Genomic DNA, 14,930 nt, shown 5'->3' with positions numbered 1-14,930 from the left:
GAACTAAGGGAGCTGAACGGCCGAAATATGAAATCTCTGCACAGCGGTCTGAGCCGGTTCTCCTCTATCCCAGATGGCCTCGCTCCGCCGTGGGAGGAAACTGTCCAGCCGGAATCGCTCTGTATCTCTCAGGGATGGCGGCGCGAACCCAGTTGTGGAGCCCCCTCCTACGTAGTTTCCACTCGACGGACGGTGCTTCCCCTGACGGGCCGGAGACGTCTACCTCTTCCTCCAGCTTGGGGAGGAGGCTGGTGAGGACAGACCACTCAATGCCCAAAGAGAATGCTCCCTTCGGGAGCGGTCAGCAAACAAGGAGGCTTTACAGATAACCGGCTTCCCTTGCAGCGTTTCGACCGGCTACGATGCCGGAGCAGAAAGCCTCGGACAGTGAGCAGCCCTGGATGGGATATAGCAGGCCAATTGCTTGTCCGAGTTCGCCCGCCGAGTAGAGTCCTGTGATAGGCGCACCGTCGAGGGCTGCCAGCACCTGGCTTTGGCCGTTACGGCGGAGGCCCCCCGTGGTGTGCGGGCCTCCCACGAATAGAGGCACACAGTAAAATGGTGCGCGGAGGGGAACGAGAGTTTCCCCGGGCCGCCCGAATCTGTCGGCGCCAGCATCACAGGCACGGTTGTAGCCTGTTACTGCCTCGTCGAAGCGTCCGGCGTTCGCGCCCACTGCCGCTGCGGCCTCGGAGGGGGTATCACCGACCCCGATCCATCCGGAGGCGATCTCCTTGAGGTTGTCGTGACTCCATGAGTACAGTCCAACCGTGGAGACTCCGCGATCTGGATACGTGAGCGGGCCTGCATTGAGTCGTGCGCTGTCGAAGAGATAGTAAGACGGTGATCGTGGGTATGATCCGCTGGTCGAGTCGAAGTCGATCATGTCGTATAGTACGTCGTGGGCTAGGTTGGCTTGTCTGCTCTCGTTCATGTAGCGGTCGCCGTTGCCGTCGACGATCAAGTACCCGCCACCGTTGAGGTCAAGGATGAAACCAAGCCGGAGTCCACTCTCAGCGTCGTCGAAGGCTCCTACGCCGCGGCCTATGAGGCGGTTCATGCGAACGAGATCTGCCCCGGCTGACATGCCGAGACGCATCCCGGAGCCGTCGTTGAATGGATTGCCGTAGAACTCAGTGCTCGGCACCTCTATGAACTGCCGTACTAGCTCGGAAGATCCGCCAAAACCGCCAGTGGCGATAACGGTTCCGCCTCTTGCATGGATCTCGTACTCGTGACCCTGAATCGAGGTATGGGCTCCCCTCACCGCACCCTCGTCGATGATGAGCGACGTTGCGTGAGAGTCCCAGAAGAGCTGCGCTCCACTGTTTAGGACGGCGGTGATGATTCCGCGGTAGAGCGCCTCCCCACCCAAACATGCCTGCTCAGGAGCGAACCAGCCCGGCTGTCCCTGGATCGGGGAGGGCAGGGAAGTCCAGGCCCGACGCAGCGCTAGAGTTTCGGCGCCGGGAAACTCCGGATGCTCGGGACCACGTATGCCTTCGCTTAACCGCATCTCAATGCCGTAGCGTTCCAGCCATTCAAACAATGCGCGCGATTCCACAGCCCAGCTCTGCAGCATGTCCTCGTCGACCAGTCCACCTGAGCATGCGCGAAGATACTCCAGGCCGGCCGGGATGTCGGGGCAGGACATCACCCATGCCCCTGCCATTCGGAAGTTCGGTGTGTGCCGTGTTGCTTCAGATACTTCAAGGAGTACGACGTCGCACCCAGCCTCCCGTGCGGTCAACGCGGCGGCAGACCCGGCTGCACCTGCGCCGAGTACGAGCACGTCGGTTTCGATCGTAGGTTTCATTGCCCGCGCGCTGCGTCTTCGAAGTCGAGCCAAGGCTGAATTCGTGCATGGTGCTCAAGCACTTCGAACGACCAATCGCTTCGTTCGAGGAAAGGACCGTTCGTGCCAGTTTCCAGGATTTCCTTTGCGATCCGCGTCATTGCGCTTCCGGCGGCAAACGTGAGCGACATCGGGTATACCGTAAGACCCACTCCGATGGCCTCATACTCCCTCACGGTCATGATCGGTGTCATGCGACTCTCAGAGGAAGTCACCATGAGGTGTTTGATTTCACGCCCAAAGGCTTTGAGCTCGTCAAGTGTTTGTGGAAGCGCGGGAAAGACAACATCAGCCCCCGCCTCCTCGTAGGCCTTTGCTCTTTTGAGTGCGTCCTCAAAACTGGTGGTACCGATCGCGTCGGTGCGTCCGATAATGACGAAGTTGGGGTCTTTCTGAGCTGCCTTTGCAGCCCGGATCATCGCCTGCATTTCTTCGATGCTGATAAGCGTTCGGCCCTCCCGTTCACCGCTGCGCTTTGGAAACGTCTGGTCTTCGATTTGGATGCCTGCAACCCCGCCCTCCTCGAAAAGCTCTACAGTTCGCTTGATGTTCGCTATCCCCCCGTATCCGGTGTCGCAATCGACGAGTACAGGGATCTCAACGGCACGAGCCACACGCGAAGCAATTTGGGCCACTTCAGTCTGGGTGAGCAACCCCACGTCAGGCACACCGCATGCCGCAGCGAGGGACACGCCACTGATGTATGCAGCCTGGGCCCCGGCGTCTTCCGCAATTCGTGCACCCAGAGCGTCGACGCATCCCAGCGCCGCAACGTTGCCTTTCTTTAGTGCTTGTCGCAGCGCAGCACGCTGTGCCGCTCCGTAGCCGTGAAATGAATTCGTCATATTCGGTATTCCTTGATTGGGTTGGAAGTCGGAGTGAGCCGATCGCTGTGCCGAGGGTCACCGAGACGCATGCCTATTCACTACCCGAGTTCCCGACGCGGCACTTGGCCCATGAGAAGGACGAAGGTCTCTCCCGGTCAGCTGACAAAGGCGGTTCCTTCATTGAAGCCCCATGCTGATTGCGAGCACGTCCCTATGCGGTACCCGCGATGCTATGGGCTAGCGAGAGAGTTTGACCCTTCGTGAACTTGCTCACCGTGAACTCTTCAATGAATGTGCCCACGGTGTCTTTGACACGGCGAAGTTCACCATGGAGTTCAGGGCCCAGCCAAGCAGCGCCAGAACCAGAACTGCGGCATATACGCCCGAGAGAATCAGTAGTCCAGACTGATTCGCCACAAGGTAGCCGAGGCCGGATGACCCTGAGAGCATCTCGCCAACAACAGCCCCGGCAAGAGCGTAGGGGACAGCGAGTCGTAGGCCTGCGAGGATGTAACCGCCCGCTGCCGGGATGATGACTTTGATGAAAAGGGCCCCCCGGGTTGCCCCGCTGATGCGCCCCAGCCTTACGAAGTCCTCTTCGACGGCTTTGACTCCTGCGATGGTGTTAATGAGCACGATAAAGAAGACGACAGTGAAGACCAGGGCGATCTTCATCATGGACCCCAGCCCGAACATGATCACAAACAGCGGCGCAAGGGCGAAGCGTGGGGTGGCGTTCGCCATGTCTATGAACGGGCGACTAACGGCGTCCCAAAATGTGGAACGTGCAAGGAACATACCGATCGGGATGGCCAGTAGTACCGAGATAAGGAATCCGAGGAAAGCCTCGTAGAGGCTCACGAGAGTGTTCGAAAGCAGCGTTCCATCCACGGCCCAGCGGACGAGCTTGTCCCAAATCTGCACGGGTGAGGAGAAGAAAAAGGTGTTGATGAGACCGGCGTCGGCGCCCACCTGCCACGCTGCCAAGGCCAGGACGACGACACCGACCTGGGTCGCAGTTACCAGGATTCGCCGACGTCGCCTGCGCTGGGCCGCACGGTTTACGCCGATGTTCGGAGAGACGGTGGCGATGATCTCGGTGGTGCTCATGTGGAAAGTTCCTTCTCGGGTTCAAGTTCATTGCGCAGATCCGCCCAGAGTTTTGCGTAAAGCTCGTGGAACGCCGGGAGGGAGGGTAGATCGAGTACGTCGCGGGGCCGAGGGATGCCAACTTCGTAAATGGCCTTAATGGCGGCCGGGCGATGCGTCATGACGACGATGCGGTCTGACAGTGCGATCGCCTCGGTGAGGTCGTGTGTCACCATCAGGACGGTTGGGCGGTCCTGCTCCCATATCTTGGCAAATTCGCCTTGGACCTGCACACGTGTTTGGGCGTCCAGGGCCCCAAACGGCTCGTCCATGAGGATGATGCCTCGGTTGCCCGCGAGAGTGCGTGCGAGGGAAACGCGCTGGCGCATTCCGTGCGATAGCTCGGACGGATATTTATGCTCGGCTCCGCCCAGGCCGACGCGGCTAAGCAGGCTCTCCGCACGATCTTTTCGAGCGGAGGAATTGAGACGGCTCCCAGTGCGTCCTACTTCGAGAGGAAACATGACATTCGCAAGAGTTGTCCGCCAAGGAAGCAGGTTATCGCGCGCGAACATGAAGGCCACGCGGTCGGACTGAACACCGGAAACCTTAGTGTCGTCGATGAAGAGACCACCTTCGGTGGGCTCGATGAAGCCAGCGAGCAGGTTGAGCAGTGTGGTCTTGCCGCACCCACTCGGCCCGATGATGCTCACGAACTCCCCGGGGGCTATCGACAAGGACACATCGTTGACGGCCTTACTCGCCTCAGTGTGGTTGCCATCGGGGTCTTCGAAAAAGTGGGTGACCGACTCGATGCGGATGCGAGGGTCGGTCGTCGAACTGATGTTGGTCAAGACATCTCCTTTTGGTCGGTTCGTGAGGGGAAGCGCGACAGCAGCGGACACTGTGTCGACGATGCGTGCGGCCGCCCGGACACAGGATGTCCGCGCGGCCGCGTCGGCGGTATCAGCCCTTAAAGGGCAGCACGTAGTCCCCGTATGCGAGATCTCGAGTCAGCACGCCGTTATCCTTCAACATCTTCACAGCGGTCTCAAACTGCTGCTGGGTGAACTCGACACTGTTGCCGAGCGCCGCGCGGAAAGTCTTGATGGGTCCCGTTATGGTCTCCGGGGCGACCCCGAGCTTCTTCGCAACGATCTGGGTGAGTTCGTCGTTGTGAGCTGGGTCGAGCGCCCACTGGTTAGCCTTGGCGACTGCGCGCTGGTAACCGGCCACGAGATTGGGGTTTTTGTCCGCCCACTTTGCTGAAACGATTGGCGTTGCAATGGGGAGGTTGAGGCCCGGCACCTGACCGTCGTATAGATTGATCACCTGCACCACAATGCCCTTTTCCACGAGCGGCTCGAAGAGCGGGCTCGGCACGAGGCCGGAGTCGAACGTACCCTGGCTGAGTCCGGCGACCAGCGAAGAGCCGTCGCCGGCGGGGGTCACTTTAATATCCTTATCGCTGATCCCGGCATTGATCAGCATTGCGTGCGCCAAGTTGTCCACGAGCGCGCCTGGAACCGTTACACCGATGTTCTTGCCTTTCAACGCCTCAAGCGCCTCCGGCCACTTGCCGGCAAGATGGGCGACGGGGCTGCTGGTCGGAACCACCAGAGACATGGCCATGCGCTGGGGGAACCCGGCGATGAAGCGTACTTCCTGGTTCTGCTCGATCGCGGCCATGCCGTTGACGCCGGTAATGGCGACGTCAACGTCGCCAGCGAGGAGAGGGGTAATCGGGTTCTGTGGCGAAGCCACGAACTCGGCAGTGATTCCCTCTTCCTGAAAGAAGCCCTTCTCTTGGGCGATCTGGGGTAGGTAGTCGGCTGCCTGGAAAGGATTGAGCTGCGCGATTTTGACCGTCTTGGACGCGGACTCGCTGCCGGCGGGGCCGCTAGCACAGCCGCTGAGCAGGAGGCCGGCCGATGCAGCGAGTGCCCCAATTCTTAATGCGTCACGTCGAGTGTGGCTTCTCATGTATGTCTCCTCATTGAGCGCGATAGGCCGTTGAGCCTGGGTTGGACGAGAAGCGTCCTGGGTCGAGAGTACTCTTTGTAAGACAACGGGTAAATAGTCCTTTTGCTGAAATTTAGTCTGTAGGAAGATTAAGCGGCCATCCTTCACCTATGTCTGACATGATGAGAATGTTCACGGGGTCTCGGAAGCGGCCGGGGCCCCTCGCAAGGCAGACCGTCAGCTATCGGCGGGACTGTCTGCTACTTCAGAGAGGGCAACATGGTTGCGACAAGGAAGACACCCGAGAACCGCCCCTACGGCTATGAGGGAAAAACGGTGATCGTCACCGGGGCAACGACCGGCATCGGCCTGGATATCACCGAGCGCCTTTTGGACGAAGGGGCGATCGTGATCGCGAACGGACGCCGATCCGACGCGTTCCTCGACCGGACTGAATCAAATCTGCACGTGGTTACGGGAGACGTTTCAGACCCGGCAACCGCGCGGAGCCTCGTCGATGAGGCGATGCGCGCTTCCGGGAGAATCGACGCACTCTTCAATAACGCGGGCAAGGGGTTATTCAAGCCGGCCGAGGATACCACCGACGAAGAGTGGCTGGAGTTGATTAACGTCAACCTCAACGGCGCTTGGTTTGTGGCCTCAGCGGTGGGCAAGGCAATGATTGCACAAGGTGAAGGCGGGGCCATTCTCAATACGGGCTCGGGGGCGGGCACCGCGGGAATTACGCACGGCGTTGCGTACGTGGCGTCCAAACACGGTCTCACCGGTCTTACCCGCGCACTTGCTACGGATTGGGGCCGCTATGGCATCAGGGTCAACGCCATCGCTCCCGGATTCACACTTACACCCATGACAGAGGTGTTTCGCGACGAAAATCCCGAAGCTTACGCGGAACGCGCCTCGCGGTGCCCCCTCGGGCGTTCCGGGGAAGTTCGCGAACAAACTGCGATGGCATTGTTCCTGAACTCGGACGAGGCCAGCTACACCAGCGGCCTGATCGCCGTGGTGGACGGGGGCACACACGCTATGTCCGCGGGATACAAACCACCGGCCCGGATTGTGTAAGGACCCGCACGGCACAGCCACGAGCGCCTGCGATTCCTGAGCTTGGGCGATGCCTGGAACGACCGCGCGCGCCCTCGGATGGGCGGATGCATGTGTTGGGATTGCCGCCTGTTCGCCTAGGGCTCGGAAACCCCTACCGTCAACCTGTTTATTTTGGTACATTTACTGTAATGTCAGACAAGCAAGAAGTAGGCTTGGATGTACAATCGACATTCGAAGGAGCAACGTGGCTAACGGTATGACAAAGGCTTGGGTGCAGCGCGGCGCCCGTAACCTCGCGGTGGAAGAGTTAGAACTCCCCTCGAAACTCCCCGCTGGGGCTGCGATCGTCGATGTCGAGGCCAACGGAATCTGCGGCAGCGACTTCGAGCAGTATGTGGGCCATTTCGATGACACGGGAATCATGAAGTATCCCCTGGTCATTGGTCACGAACCGGTCGTGCGTATCCGAGAAATCACGCCTGAGGCAGCAGAGCGTTGGCAGGTCTCCGCGGGTGACCGCGTCGCCGTCGAACCGCACGCAGGATGCGGAGTGTGTGTCTACTGCATGTCGGGCCGACAGGTGCTATGCCCGAGAAAGACGCAATACGGGTATGTGAGTCTGGATGTTGGGCACGGCCTCTGGGGTGGACTCGCCACGCAGATGATTCTTGAGGGCAATACCGTGCTGCACAAGCTCCCCGAGGACCTCTCCACGGAGGATGCCTTGATGTTCAATCCGCTCTCAGCGGGCTTCGAATGGGGCGTGCTGAAAGGGCGTATCGGGATCGGTGACGATGTGCTGATCATAGGCGCTGGGCAACGTGGCCTCGCTTGCGTTATTGCCGCCAAGATGGCGGGGGCCAACCGCATCGCTATCTCAGGTTTGGAGACAGACCGCGACAAGCTGGACATCGCAAGGGCGCTCGGCGCCACTGACACCATCGTCACTGATCCGGCGAATGCTGCAAGTTTGATTGACCAGGTCGGCCAGAAGAGTTTCGACGTGGTGTTGGATGTCGTTCCTGCTGCGACCCGCCCTGTCATCGACGCAATCAAAGCTGTGAAGGTCGGTGGCCGGGTCGTCCTCGGCGGCTTGAAAGGCGCGCGGGTGGTTCCTGACTTCGTTTCCGATGACATTGTGCTGAAGTCCATCGAGGTGGTCGGTGCTCTCGGCGTTAGTTCCCGTGGATACCAGCTGGCGATCGGGGCGATCCTGAGCGGGAGATTCGACTTTTCAAGCTGGCACACCCACACCTTTAACTTCGATGATGCTGAAGAGGCCATCAGAGTACTGGGCGGAGAGGTCAAGACCGGCGTCACGCCCATCCATGTAAGCGTGCTGGCACAGTAACCACACCTGAGACACGACAAGGAGATCCCTGATGCCTGTCAAAATTCCCCGATTCTCAGATGGACTCGGGCCCATGACGATCCTGCCAGCGGTGTGGGACGTACTGTCTGCCGCAACAGCACGCTCGGCCGGCGCGACCCACCTCTTCCTGTCGGGGGCGGCCGTCAACAACGTGCATGGATATCCAGATCGTGGGCTCCTCGACACTGAGGACTTCGCGCGAATCGTGCGCCAGATCACCACTGCCACCGAGCTGCCAATAATGGTGGACGCCGAAGCAGGGTTCGGCGGTCTGCCCAAATTCGGACGCCTGCTCGACGAGCTTTCGTCCGCCGGCTGCAACGCGATCATGATCGAGGACCAGGACGAAGCCGGCGCGACCAAAACTGTCGGCCTTGAGCAGCGATTGTGCGATCCCCAGGTGATGGTGGACCGCATCGCGTTCATCCGTCGTCATTTTGGGGACCAATTCCAGATTCTCGCCCGTACCGACTACCTGCTGCATATGGACTTCGAGGAGAGCCTCCAACGCCTCGCTGCCTACGATGAGGCCGGCGCTGACTGGGTAGTTCCGGTGTTCGCCCCCTCGAAGGAGTCACTGCAAGAAGCCGCAGTGCGTTTCCCCGGCCGACTCATGGTGCTCGCGGCCTCTCCGCCGGTCAATGGCGCAATGAAGTACGTCACTCGTTGGGAAGACATGCAGGAGATTCAGCCGGTGGCCGTGCAAGTCACGGGTGAATACCGTAACGTCGTGCCGCCGCTCCAGGAGGCGTACCAGCAGGCGCTCGATGGCCGGTGGACCACGTTGTTCGAGAATCGCCCCGACCCGGTTTGGTTTGACGAGATGCTGGGCCTGAACCGGCCTCTCATGGAGGGCTGAAGGAATGGAAATCGTCGATGCACAAGTGCATCTGTGGGGTGCGGAGACATCCGAGCGTCCCTGGAACATCGCCACGGGCCATGCTCCCCATGGCCCTGCCGAGTACACCGCTGAAGCGCTACTGACCCAGATGGATGCGGCAGGGATATCTGCGGCCTTCGTCGTGCCACCCTCGTTCGAGGGCGATCGCATCGACTTAGTGGTTGACGCGGCGGAGCGTCACCCGCATCGCTTCATGGCTCATGGTCGGTGGCCTCTCACCGGACCAGACATTGCCCCAACTATCGAGCAAGATCTGCTGAGCCCCTATTTGCGTGGCATCCGCATGACGTTCAACGGTGAAGCCGCCCGCTGGGTCGAGGATGGCGTAGTGGATTGGGTGTGGGCGTTTGCGGAAGAGCGTGGAATCCCCGTCTCCCTGTTTCCTGTGGTCGGGGACCTTGCGGAATTCGGCCCCATCTTGCGGAAGCACCCCAACCTGAAGCTTAGCTTCGACCACCTCGGGACTTCCGTCCCGGCGACGGGCTTCGACACGCTAGACCGCATTAACCAGCTCGAATCGCTAGCCGGATTGCCGAACATCGCCGTCAAGGCCTCCGCCCTCCCGGTCTCATTCCCCACTACGTACTCGGCGGAGGTCGTGCGGCAGGTGGTCGATCGACTCATGAAGTGGTTCGGCCCAGAACGGATCTTCTGGGGTTCGGACTACACCCGATATCCATCGGAAAATTACGGGGAAACCGTGCAGCGGTTCCTCGATGGCATTGCGCACCTCGCGCCGGGAGATCAGGAGCTCATTATGGGTAAGGCAATTCGGGCATGGTTCGACTGGGAGTCCGCATGAGTTCCGCCGAAACACGCGCAGACGTTCTGATAGTCGGCGGAGGACAGGCGGGAGCCCAGACGGCACTCTCCCTCCGGGCCGAAGGATTTGAAGGATCGATCACGATCCTCGATGCCGGACAGCAACTACCCTATGAGCGCCCTCCGCTGACTAAGGCCTACATGCGGGGCGAGCGGGACGCTGCGGATCTGCAATTCCGCGCCCCGGAGTACTGGGAGCAGCACCATATTACGGTGGTGCTCAATCAGGCGATCGAATCGATCGATCCGGCAGCTAGGACCGCCACCGCAGCATCTGGCGTCGTGTATGAGTTCGGGACCCTGGTCTGGGCCGCCGGGGGGCACGCGCGTCGGCTGCCATTCACCGAGGGCATCGAGGGAGTTCTCAGCGTTCGAGTGCTCGAAGATGCGGATCTTCTCAAGAGCAGGCTCGGACAATTGCGGGACGTTGTTGTGATCGGCGGCGGCTTTATCGGGCTAGAAGCTGCCTCGGTGCTTCGGGACAGCGGTGCCCGACTCACGATTCTCGAAGCAATGGATCGATTGCTGGCACGGGTGACGTCGCCTCCGGTTTCGGATTACTTCGCTCAACTGCATCGCTCGCACGGCGCCGATGTGCGGCTCGATGCAGTCGTGGAGGCAATCGAGCAGCAGGACGGCAAGGTTTCGGGTGTTCGCCTCGCCGGCGGCGAGGTGATTTCCGCCGATGCCGTTCTGGTCGGCATCGGGCTCGTGCCCAATGTTCAGCCTTTGGTGGACGCCGGGGCGACCGTTTCCAACGGCGTCGAGGTGGACGCGCAGGGCCGTACCTCTTTGGACGGGATCTTCGCTGTAGGCGATTGCGCAAACCGCGTGAGCGACTTCTCGCGAGGAACCAGGGTCCGCCTCGAATCGGTACCCAGCGCAGTCGAATCAGGCAAGAGAGTAGCCGATGCGATCATGGGACGTCCACCGCGGGAGGAATCGGTGCCCTGGTTCTGGTCCCACCAATTCGATGTAAAACTGCAGACGGCGGGCCTTTTCAATGGCTACGACGACCTCGTAGTTCGGGGCGAACCGGGCTCTGGGAAATTCTCCGTCGTCTACCTCTGCCAGGGCGTAGTGATCGCCGTGGACACAGTGAACAACGTGCGGGACTTTGCACAGGGCAAGGCGCTTGTGACGGCCAAGGCAGCCGTCGACCGCGAGCGGCTGCTCGACAAGGATCTCTCCTTGAAGGAACTGATTCCGACGAGCTAATCGGTTCCAGATGTATTCGCACCTTTGGCTCCGAAAGGCGCAAGCGTACCTTGAGACTCTATTCATGAAGCACGTAGCAAGCCGACACTTCGACGCGGGAGCCTTGGAGAGTCGGCTGGACGAGGAAGGAGGCGTCAATGAATAACCAGGCTCAACAGTCAGTCTGGGACGTTTCATCCTCCTATGTGGAATGGGGCATCAAGCGTTCCCTGCGAGAGTACGTCCTCGGCACGGAGGACGGAACGATCGAATGGGTCGCCCCGGCTTCGGAAAGACGGTTTCCCGCCCACGAAATCATAAACCGAGCTGCGGTAGACGAGCTCTGCGGCGTCTTTGAGGGGTCGGTTCGCTTTCGGGCGCACGGGTCCCTGATGGATGTCGCCGTCGGATCGATCTCCGTGGAGATCGGCTCGATGGGTGCGGCGATTTCAATCGCTGGGATCAGCTCTGGCACATTCGCCGAACACGAAGGATCGGTCCGTCGCATACAGGTGAACGGCGTAATTGAAATCCTTATTGAACATCCAGCTTTGACGAGCCGGGGTGCGGCATTCCTGGGCGGGGTCTATACTCGCGGAACTCTGCTCGACCCGCTCCGCCTCGTGCTCGCGCTGGAGCCACACCCACACCCCGCTCGTGCGATCGCGCCCGAACCGGGACAGCGATCCTTGACTTGGAAAACGAAGGAGAAACCATGACTGTCGACGACCTCGACGACAAGCTGCTGGATCCCCAGTGGTACCGCAACGACGACTACCTTGAAGGATTCCGTAGACTCCGGAATGATGACCCGGTTCGTTGGGTGGACGATCCACTCTACGGGAAGAGTTTTTGGGCGATCACGCGATTCGATGATGTCGAAGAGCTGCTGCTAAACGACCGGGACTACAGTAACCGATGGGACACCCACCTTCCGAAGTCGCCTAAGCGACTCACTCCCGAGGAGCGCTTCTCCCAAGGGTTCGACGTGCTAATGCCGTTCCTCGACAACCCTACACATGACGTGTACCGGCGGCCGCTCAACCGGCACTTCAGCAAGCCGGCAATAGGCAAACTCCGCCAGCTAGCCGAGACCACGGTGGACGGTATCGTGGATGATCTCGCCAATCGTGGGCAAGATGAGATAGTCAATGGCCTGGCACTTTCGGTGGCAACACAGGTTGTCCTGAACTGGTATGGGGTTCCCCATGAGGATTGGGCTCGTGTCCAAGAAGGCGTCCACACCAGCGGCCGAGGTTTCGCGCCGACAACAGAAGCTGCCTACAGTGGGAGCGATCACAGCCCGCTTTGGAACTATGCGCAGGATTTGGCGCAAGAGCGTATGGAGAAGCCGAAGGACGACTTCCTTTCTGTCCTCGTCCAGACGAAAATCGACGGGGACCCGATGAGTCTGCATGAGGCGACGGCGACGATCTTCATCCTGTTCGAGGGTGCGCTCGGCAACACACGCAACGCGCTGTCATATGGACTATGGCTCTTCATGACGAACCCGGATCAGCTGGCGCTCCTGCGCGAGAACCCTGAACTCATGAACAGTGCGACGGACGAAGTGCTCCGCCACGCGTCGAATTCGCCGACGCGGCTTCGGATCGCCAACCGGGACATGGATTTCGGAGGCAAGGAGATTCGATCAGGCGATTGGATGGTGGGGTTCACAAAGTCGGCGAACTTCGACGAGCGTCGATTCGAGAACCCCACTGCGTTCGATATTACCCGCGGCGAGAGCGGGATTACCTTCGGCGCAGGCGTTCACAACTGTCTCGGCCGCCACCTTGCCCGACTGGAAATGGCCACCGCTTTCAAGAAAATCTTTGACCGCTTCGACGTGGAATTCGCCGAGGAACCGGTCTGGGGGAACGACTCTCCAGGCGCAAACCTGCTGGCCCGGATGCCGGTCACTTTCACCTCTCGCCATTAAGTCACCCGATATCACCAATCTTCAAAGGATATGAACATGAGTAATGCCAAAATGCACCTCGCAGACGGAGGGGTTCAAGAGATCGAAGTCGCAGATGGCGAGAGCATCATGCGCGCTGCCGTTCGTGAAGGGGTGCCCGGGATCGAAGGCGAATGCGGCGGCGAGATGTCCTGCGCCACCTGCCACGTTTACCTGCCTTCCCCTTGGAAGGAAAAGATCCGTGGCGCCTCTGACGACGAACGGGACCTACTCGAAGCGGACGAGGACGCCACTGAGGACAGCCGACTCAGCTGTCAGGTCAGGATGCGGCCGGAAATTGATGGGGTCGAACTCACGGTCGTCAATGCCGAATGAGAGAAGACTGCTCAGCGTTATAAGGACTGGAGATTTGGGTCCGGCAAACCGCCACCGATAGTTTGCCGGTTTGATACGCCGTTGACGAAACAGCACAGACCTTGGAGCAAGCAGCGGGATTGAAACGGGTCGCCCGCAGGCGAGTGGATGCGCTTCACGTTATGGCCACACCCCCTCTTTCTCAAGTTCTCGGCCGTAGGCAGGCGGCCATCCTCCGGTGAGCGTCACACGCACATTCGAACGGAGGCGGTAACGGAGCCGGACCGTGCCGCAGCTCGTTTCGCCTGGAACCTCCACGATTTTCAGCGATGGGGTATTCAGCCACCAGCCACCAGCCCATCACAGAGCATACGCTGCCTGCAGACGTGACGCCGGGACAGTGTCGTCGGCGTCCAGGTGTTACCCGAAGGAAATCGCCGTAACGGTGTAGTTCCTGCGCTCACATGCGTATCAAGGACCAATAACGCCCGCCCGTCAGTCGACGACCGCAGGCGCCGCTGCCACACTGTCTAAGGAGTCCTGTGCCCTGGGAATTATTGCTGCCAGCTGCCGCATCGCTTCTGGGGTCGGTAGCTGCCCGCATGACGGGACTCGGTTTCGCTCTGATCGCTGCCCCGGTCTATGTTGTGGTCTTTGGGCCTCGCGACGCCGTTGCAGCGATCATCGTTATCGGCGGTCTAAATGGTCTCGTCGTCTTGTGGTCTCTCCGCGCTCACGTACAGTGGACCCGCGCTCTCCTAATTCTTGTCGGGGGGATTCTGGGGGCTGTACCTGGGGCTTGGGTACTCGCCAACACGCCCCAGCGGGCGCTTGAGTTATCGATCAGTGCACTCCTAATCGTCTCTCTGTTCGCCGCCAACATGTTCCCCATCGGCCGCACGACGGATACGCGGATGGTGCGGCTGACCGCAGGAGTGTTGTGGGGCTTCTTTACGACATCTTCCGCCATGGGATCGCCGCCGCTGGCAGTCTACTCCCGGCTCACCGACTGGCGACCGCCGAGCTTCTCCGCCTCTGTGCAGCCGATATTTGTCGCGTCCGCGCCTGTGTTCCTGACCGCCAACTTCTTCACAGGGGGATCCTGGTTTCCTCATATCCCACCGTCCACGGCGGCTGCGATGATTATCGCAATTGCTCTCGGCGTCGCTATTGGCACTTTTGGGGCACGCCGTACCTCGGCACGGACGGCCATGCGGCTGCAATACGGATTTGCAATCGCCGGCGCCCTGTACACCGGCGTCCGCGCATTGCTGCTCTGGGAGATCTGACAGTGGTTTCGTCCATTCGGCCGGGACATTGAATGCCGAGGCGAAAGCGCCCACTCCCGCCAACTCTCGGTCTGTGGCTAGTTACTCGTTTTGTCTCGGTTTCCCAGAAGGAGCCACAACACGAAGCCGAGTGAAGGTCGGCGTGCTCAGCACTGAAGCCTGCCGACTCTCCCGTGGAAACACATAGACAGCTGCTGGGCAGACTAATCCAGGACCAGCCCCGAGGCGATCCTAAGGCTGTCCTGGCACGGAAGCTCACCTTAGTGGACGGCATTC

Annotated in this window: 14 protein-coding genes; 9 read left to right on the top strand and 5 right to left on the bottom strand. The window is 60.2% G+C overall.

The window, feature by feature from the left end; genetic code table 11:
• Positions 1–319: 319 nt before the first annotated feature.
• The 5 genes from PJL15_RS15180 to PJL15_RS15160 form a co-directional block, all read right to left on the bottom strand.
• Positions 320–1,816, bottom strand: a complete 1,497-nt coding sequence (locus tag PJL15_RS15180) for an FAD-dependent oxidoreductase (RefSeq protein WP_281451980.1) — start codon at positions 1,814–1,816, stop codon at positions 320–322.
• Entirely contained in the window at positions 1,813–2,700 is an 888-nt protein-coding gene (locus PJL15_RS15175; RefSeq protein WP_281451979.1) for an isocitrate lyase/PEP mutase family protein, read from the bottom strand. Before PJL15_RS15175 ends, PJL15_RS15180 begins: the two co-directional genes overlap by 4 nt.
• Before the next feature lie 252 nt (positions 2,701–2,952).
• Positions 2,953–3,792: an ABC transporter permease gene (locus tag PJL15_RS15170; RefSeq protein ID WP_281451978.1), complete on the bottom strand. Its 840-nt coding sequence runs from the start codon at positions 3,790–3,792 to the stop codon at positions 2,953–2,955.
• Positions 3,789–4,625 carry an ABC transporter ATP-binding protein gene (locus PJL15_RS15165; protein WP_281451977.1) on the bottom strand — a complete coding sequence of 279 codons (837 nt, stop codon included), beginning with the start codon at positions 4,623–4,625 and terminating at the stop codon, positions 3,789–3,791. The genes PJL15_RS15170 and PJL15_RS15165 overlap by 4 nt, the downstream gene beginning before the upstream one ends.
• A gap of 112 nt (positions 4,626–4,737) precedes the next feature.
• Positions 4,738–5,754 carry an ABC transporter substrate-binding protein gene (locus PJL15_RS15160; protein ID WP_281451976.1) on the bottom strand — a complete coding sequence of 339 codons (1,017 nt, stop codon included), beginning with the start codon at positions 5,752–5,754 and terminating at the stop codon, positions 4,738–4,740.
• A 258-nt stretch (positions 5,755–6,012) separates the two neighbouring features.
• Here PJL15_RS15160 and PJL15_RS15155 point away from each other — a divergent pair, with 258 nt between their 5' ends.
• The 9 genes from PJL15_RS15155 to PJL15_RS15115 all read left to right on the top strand — a co-directional run bounded on the left by PJL15_RS15155 (position 6,013) and on the right by PJL15_RS15115 (position 14,654).
• Complete coding sequence (locus PJL15_RS15155; protein ID WP_281451975.1) at positions 6,013–6,819, top strand: SDR family NAD(P)-dependent oxidoreductase; 807 nt, start codon at positions 6,013–6,015, stop codon at positions 6,817–6,819.
• Positions 6,820–7,045: 226 nt separating this feature from the next.
• Positions 7,046–8,152 (top strand): zinc-dependent alcohol dehydrogenase, encoded by a 1,107-nt coding sequence (locus tag PJL15_RS15150; RefSeq protein WP_281451974.1) that lies wholly within the window; start codon positions 7,046–7,048, stop codon positions 8,150–8,152.
• Between the two features lie 73 nt (positions 8,153–8,225).
• Complete coding sequence (locus tag PJL15_RS15145; protein ID WP_281451973.1) at positions 8,226–9,032, top strand: isocitrate lyase/PEP mutase family protein; 807 nt, start codon at positions 8,226–8,228, stop codon at positions 9,030–9,032.
• Between the two features lie 4 nt (positions 9,033–9,036).
• Positions 9,037–9,876, top strand: coding sequence for an amidohydrolase family protein (locus PJL15_RS15140; protein ID WP_281451972.1), 840 nt, complete (start codon positions 9,037–9,039; stop codon positions 9,874–9,876).
• The gene (locus tag PJL15_RS15135) at positions 9,873–11,114 is read left to right on the top strand and encodes an NAD(P)/FAD-dependent oxidoreductase (protein ID WP_281451971.1); all 1,242 of its coding nucleotides are present in this window, start codon (positions 9,873–9,875) and stop codon (positions 11,112–11,114) included. The genes PJL15_RS15140 and PJL15_RS15135 overlap by 4 nt, the downstream gene beginning before the upstream one ends.
• 137 nt (positions 11,115–11,251) lie before the next feature.
• Positions 11,252–11,812 (top strand): HtaA domain-containing protein, encoded by a 561-nt coding sequence (locus PJL15_RS15130; protein ID WP_281451970.1) that lies wholly within the window; start codon positions 11,252–11,254, stop codon positions 11,810–11,812.
• Positions 11,809–13,032 (top strand): cytochrome P450, encoded by a 1,224-nt coding sequence (locus tag PJL15_RS15125; RefSeq protein ID WP_281451969.1) that lies wholly within the window; start codon positions 11,809–11,811, stop codon positions 13,030–13,032. The genes PJL15_RS15130 and PJL15_RS15125 overlap by 4 nt, the downstream gene beginning before the upstream one ends.
• Before the next feature lie 36 nt (positions 13,033–13,068).
• Positions 13,069–13,386, top strand: coding sequence for a 2Fe-2S iron-sulfur cluster-binding protein (locus PJL15_RS15120; RefSeq protein ID WP_281451968.1), 318 nt, complete (start codon positions 13,069–13,071; stop codon positions 13,384–13,386).
• Between the two features lie 521 nt (positions 13,387–13,907).
• Complete coding sequence (locus PJL15_RS15115) at positions 13,908–14,654, top strand: sulfite exporter TauE/SafE family protein (RefSeq protein WP_281451967.1); 747 nt, start codon at positions 13,908–13,910, stop codon at positions 14,652–14,654.
• Positions 14,655–14,930 lie beyond the last annotated feature (276 nt).

It is taken from the genome of Paenarthrobacter nitroguajacolicus (assembly GCF_029952445.1).
GTDB lineage: Bacteria > Actinomycetota > Actinomycetes > Actinomycetales > Micrococcaceae > Arthrobacter > Arthrobacter nitroguajacolicus_B.
Note: the sequence above shows the minus strand (reverse complement) of the source record. Positions and strands in the feature narration are given on the sequence as shown.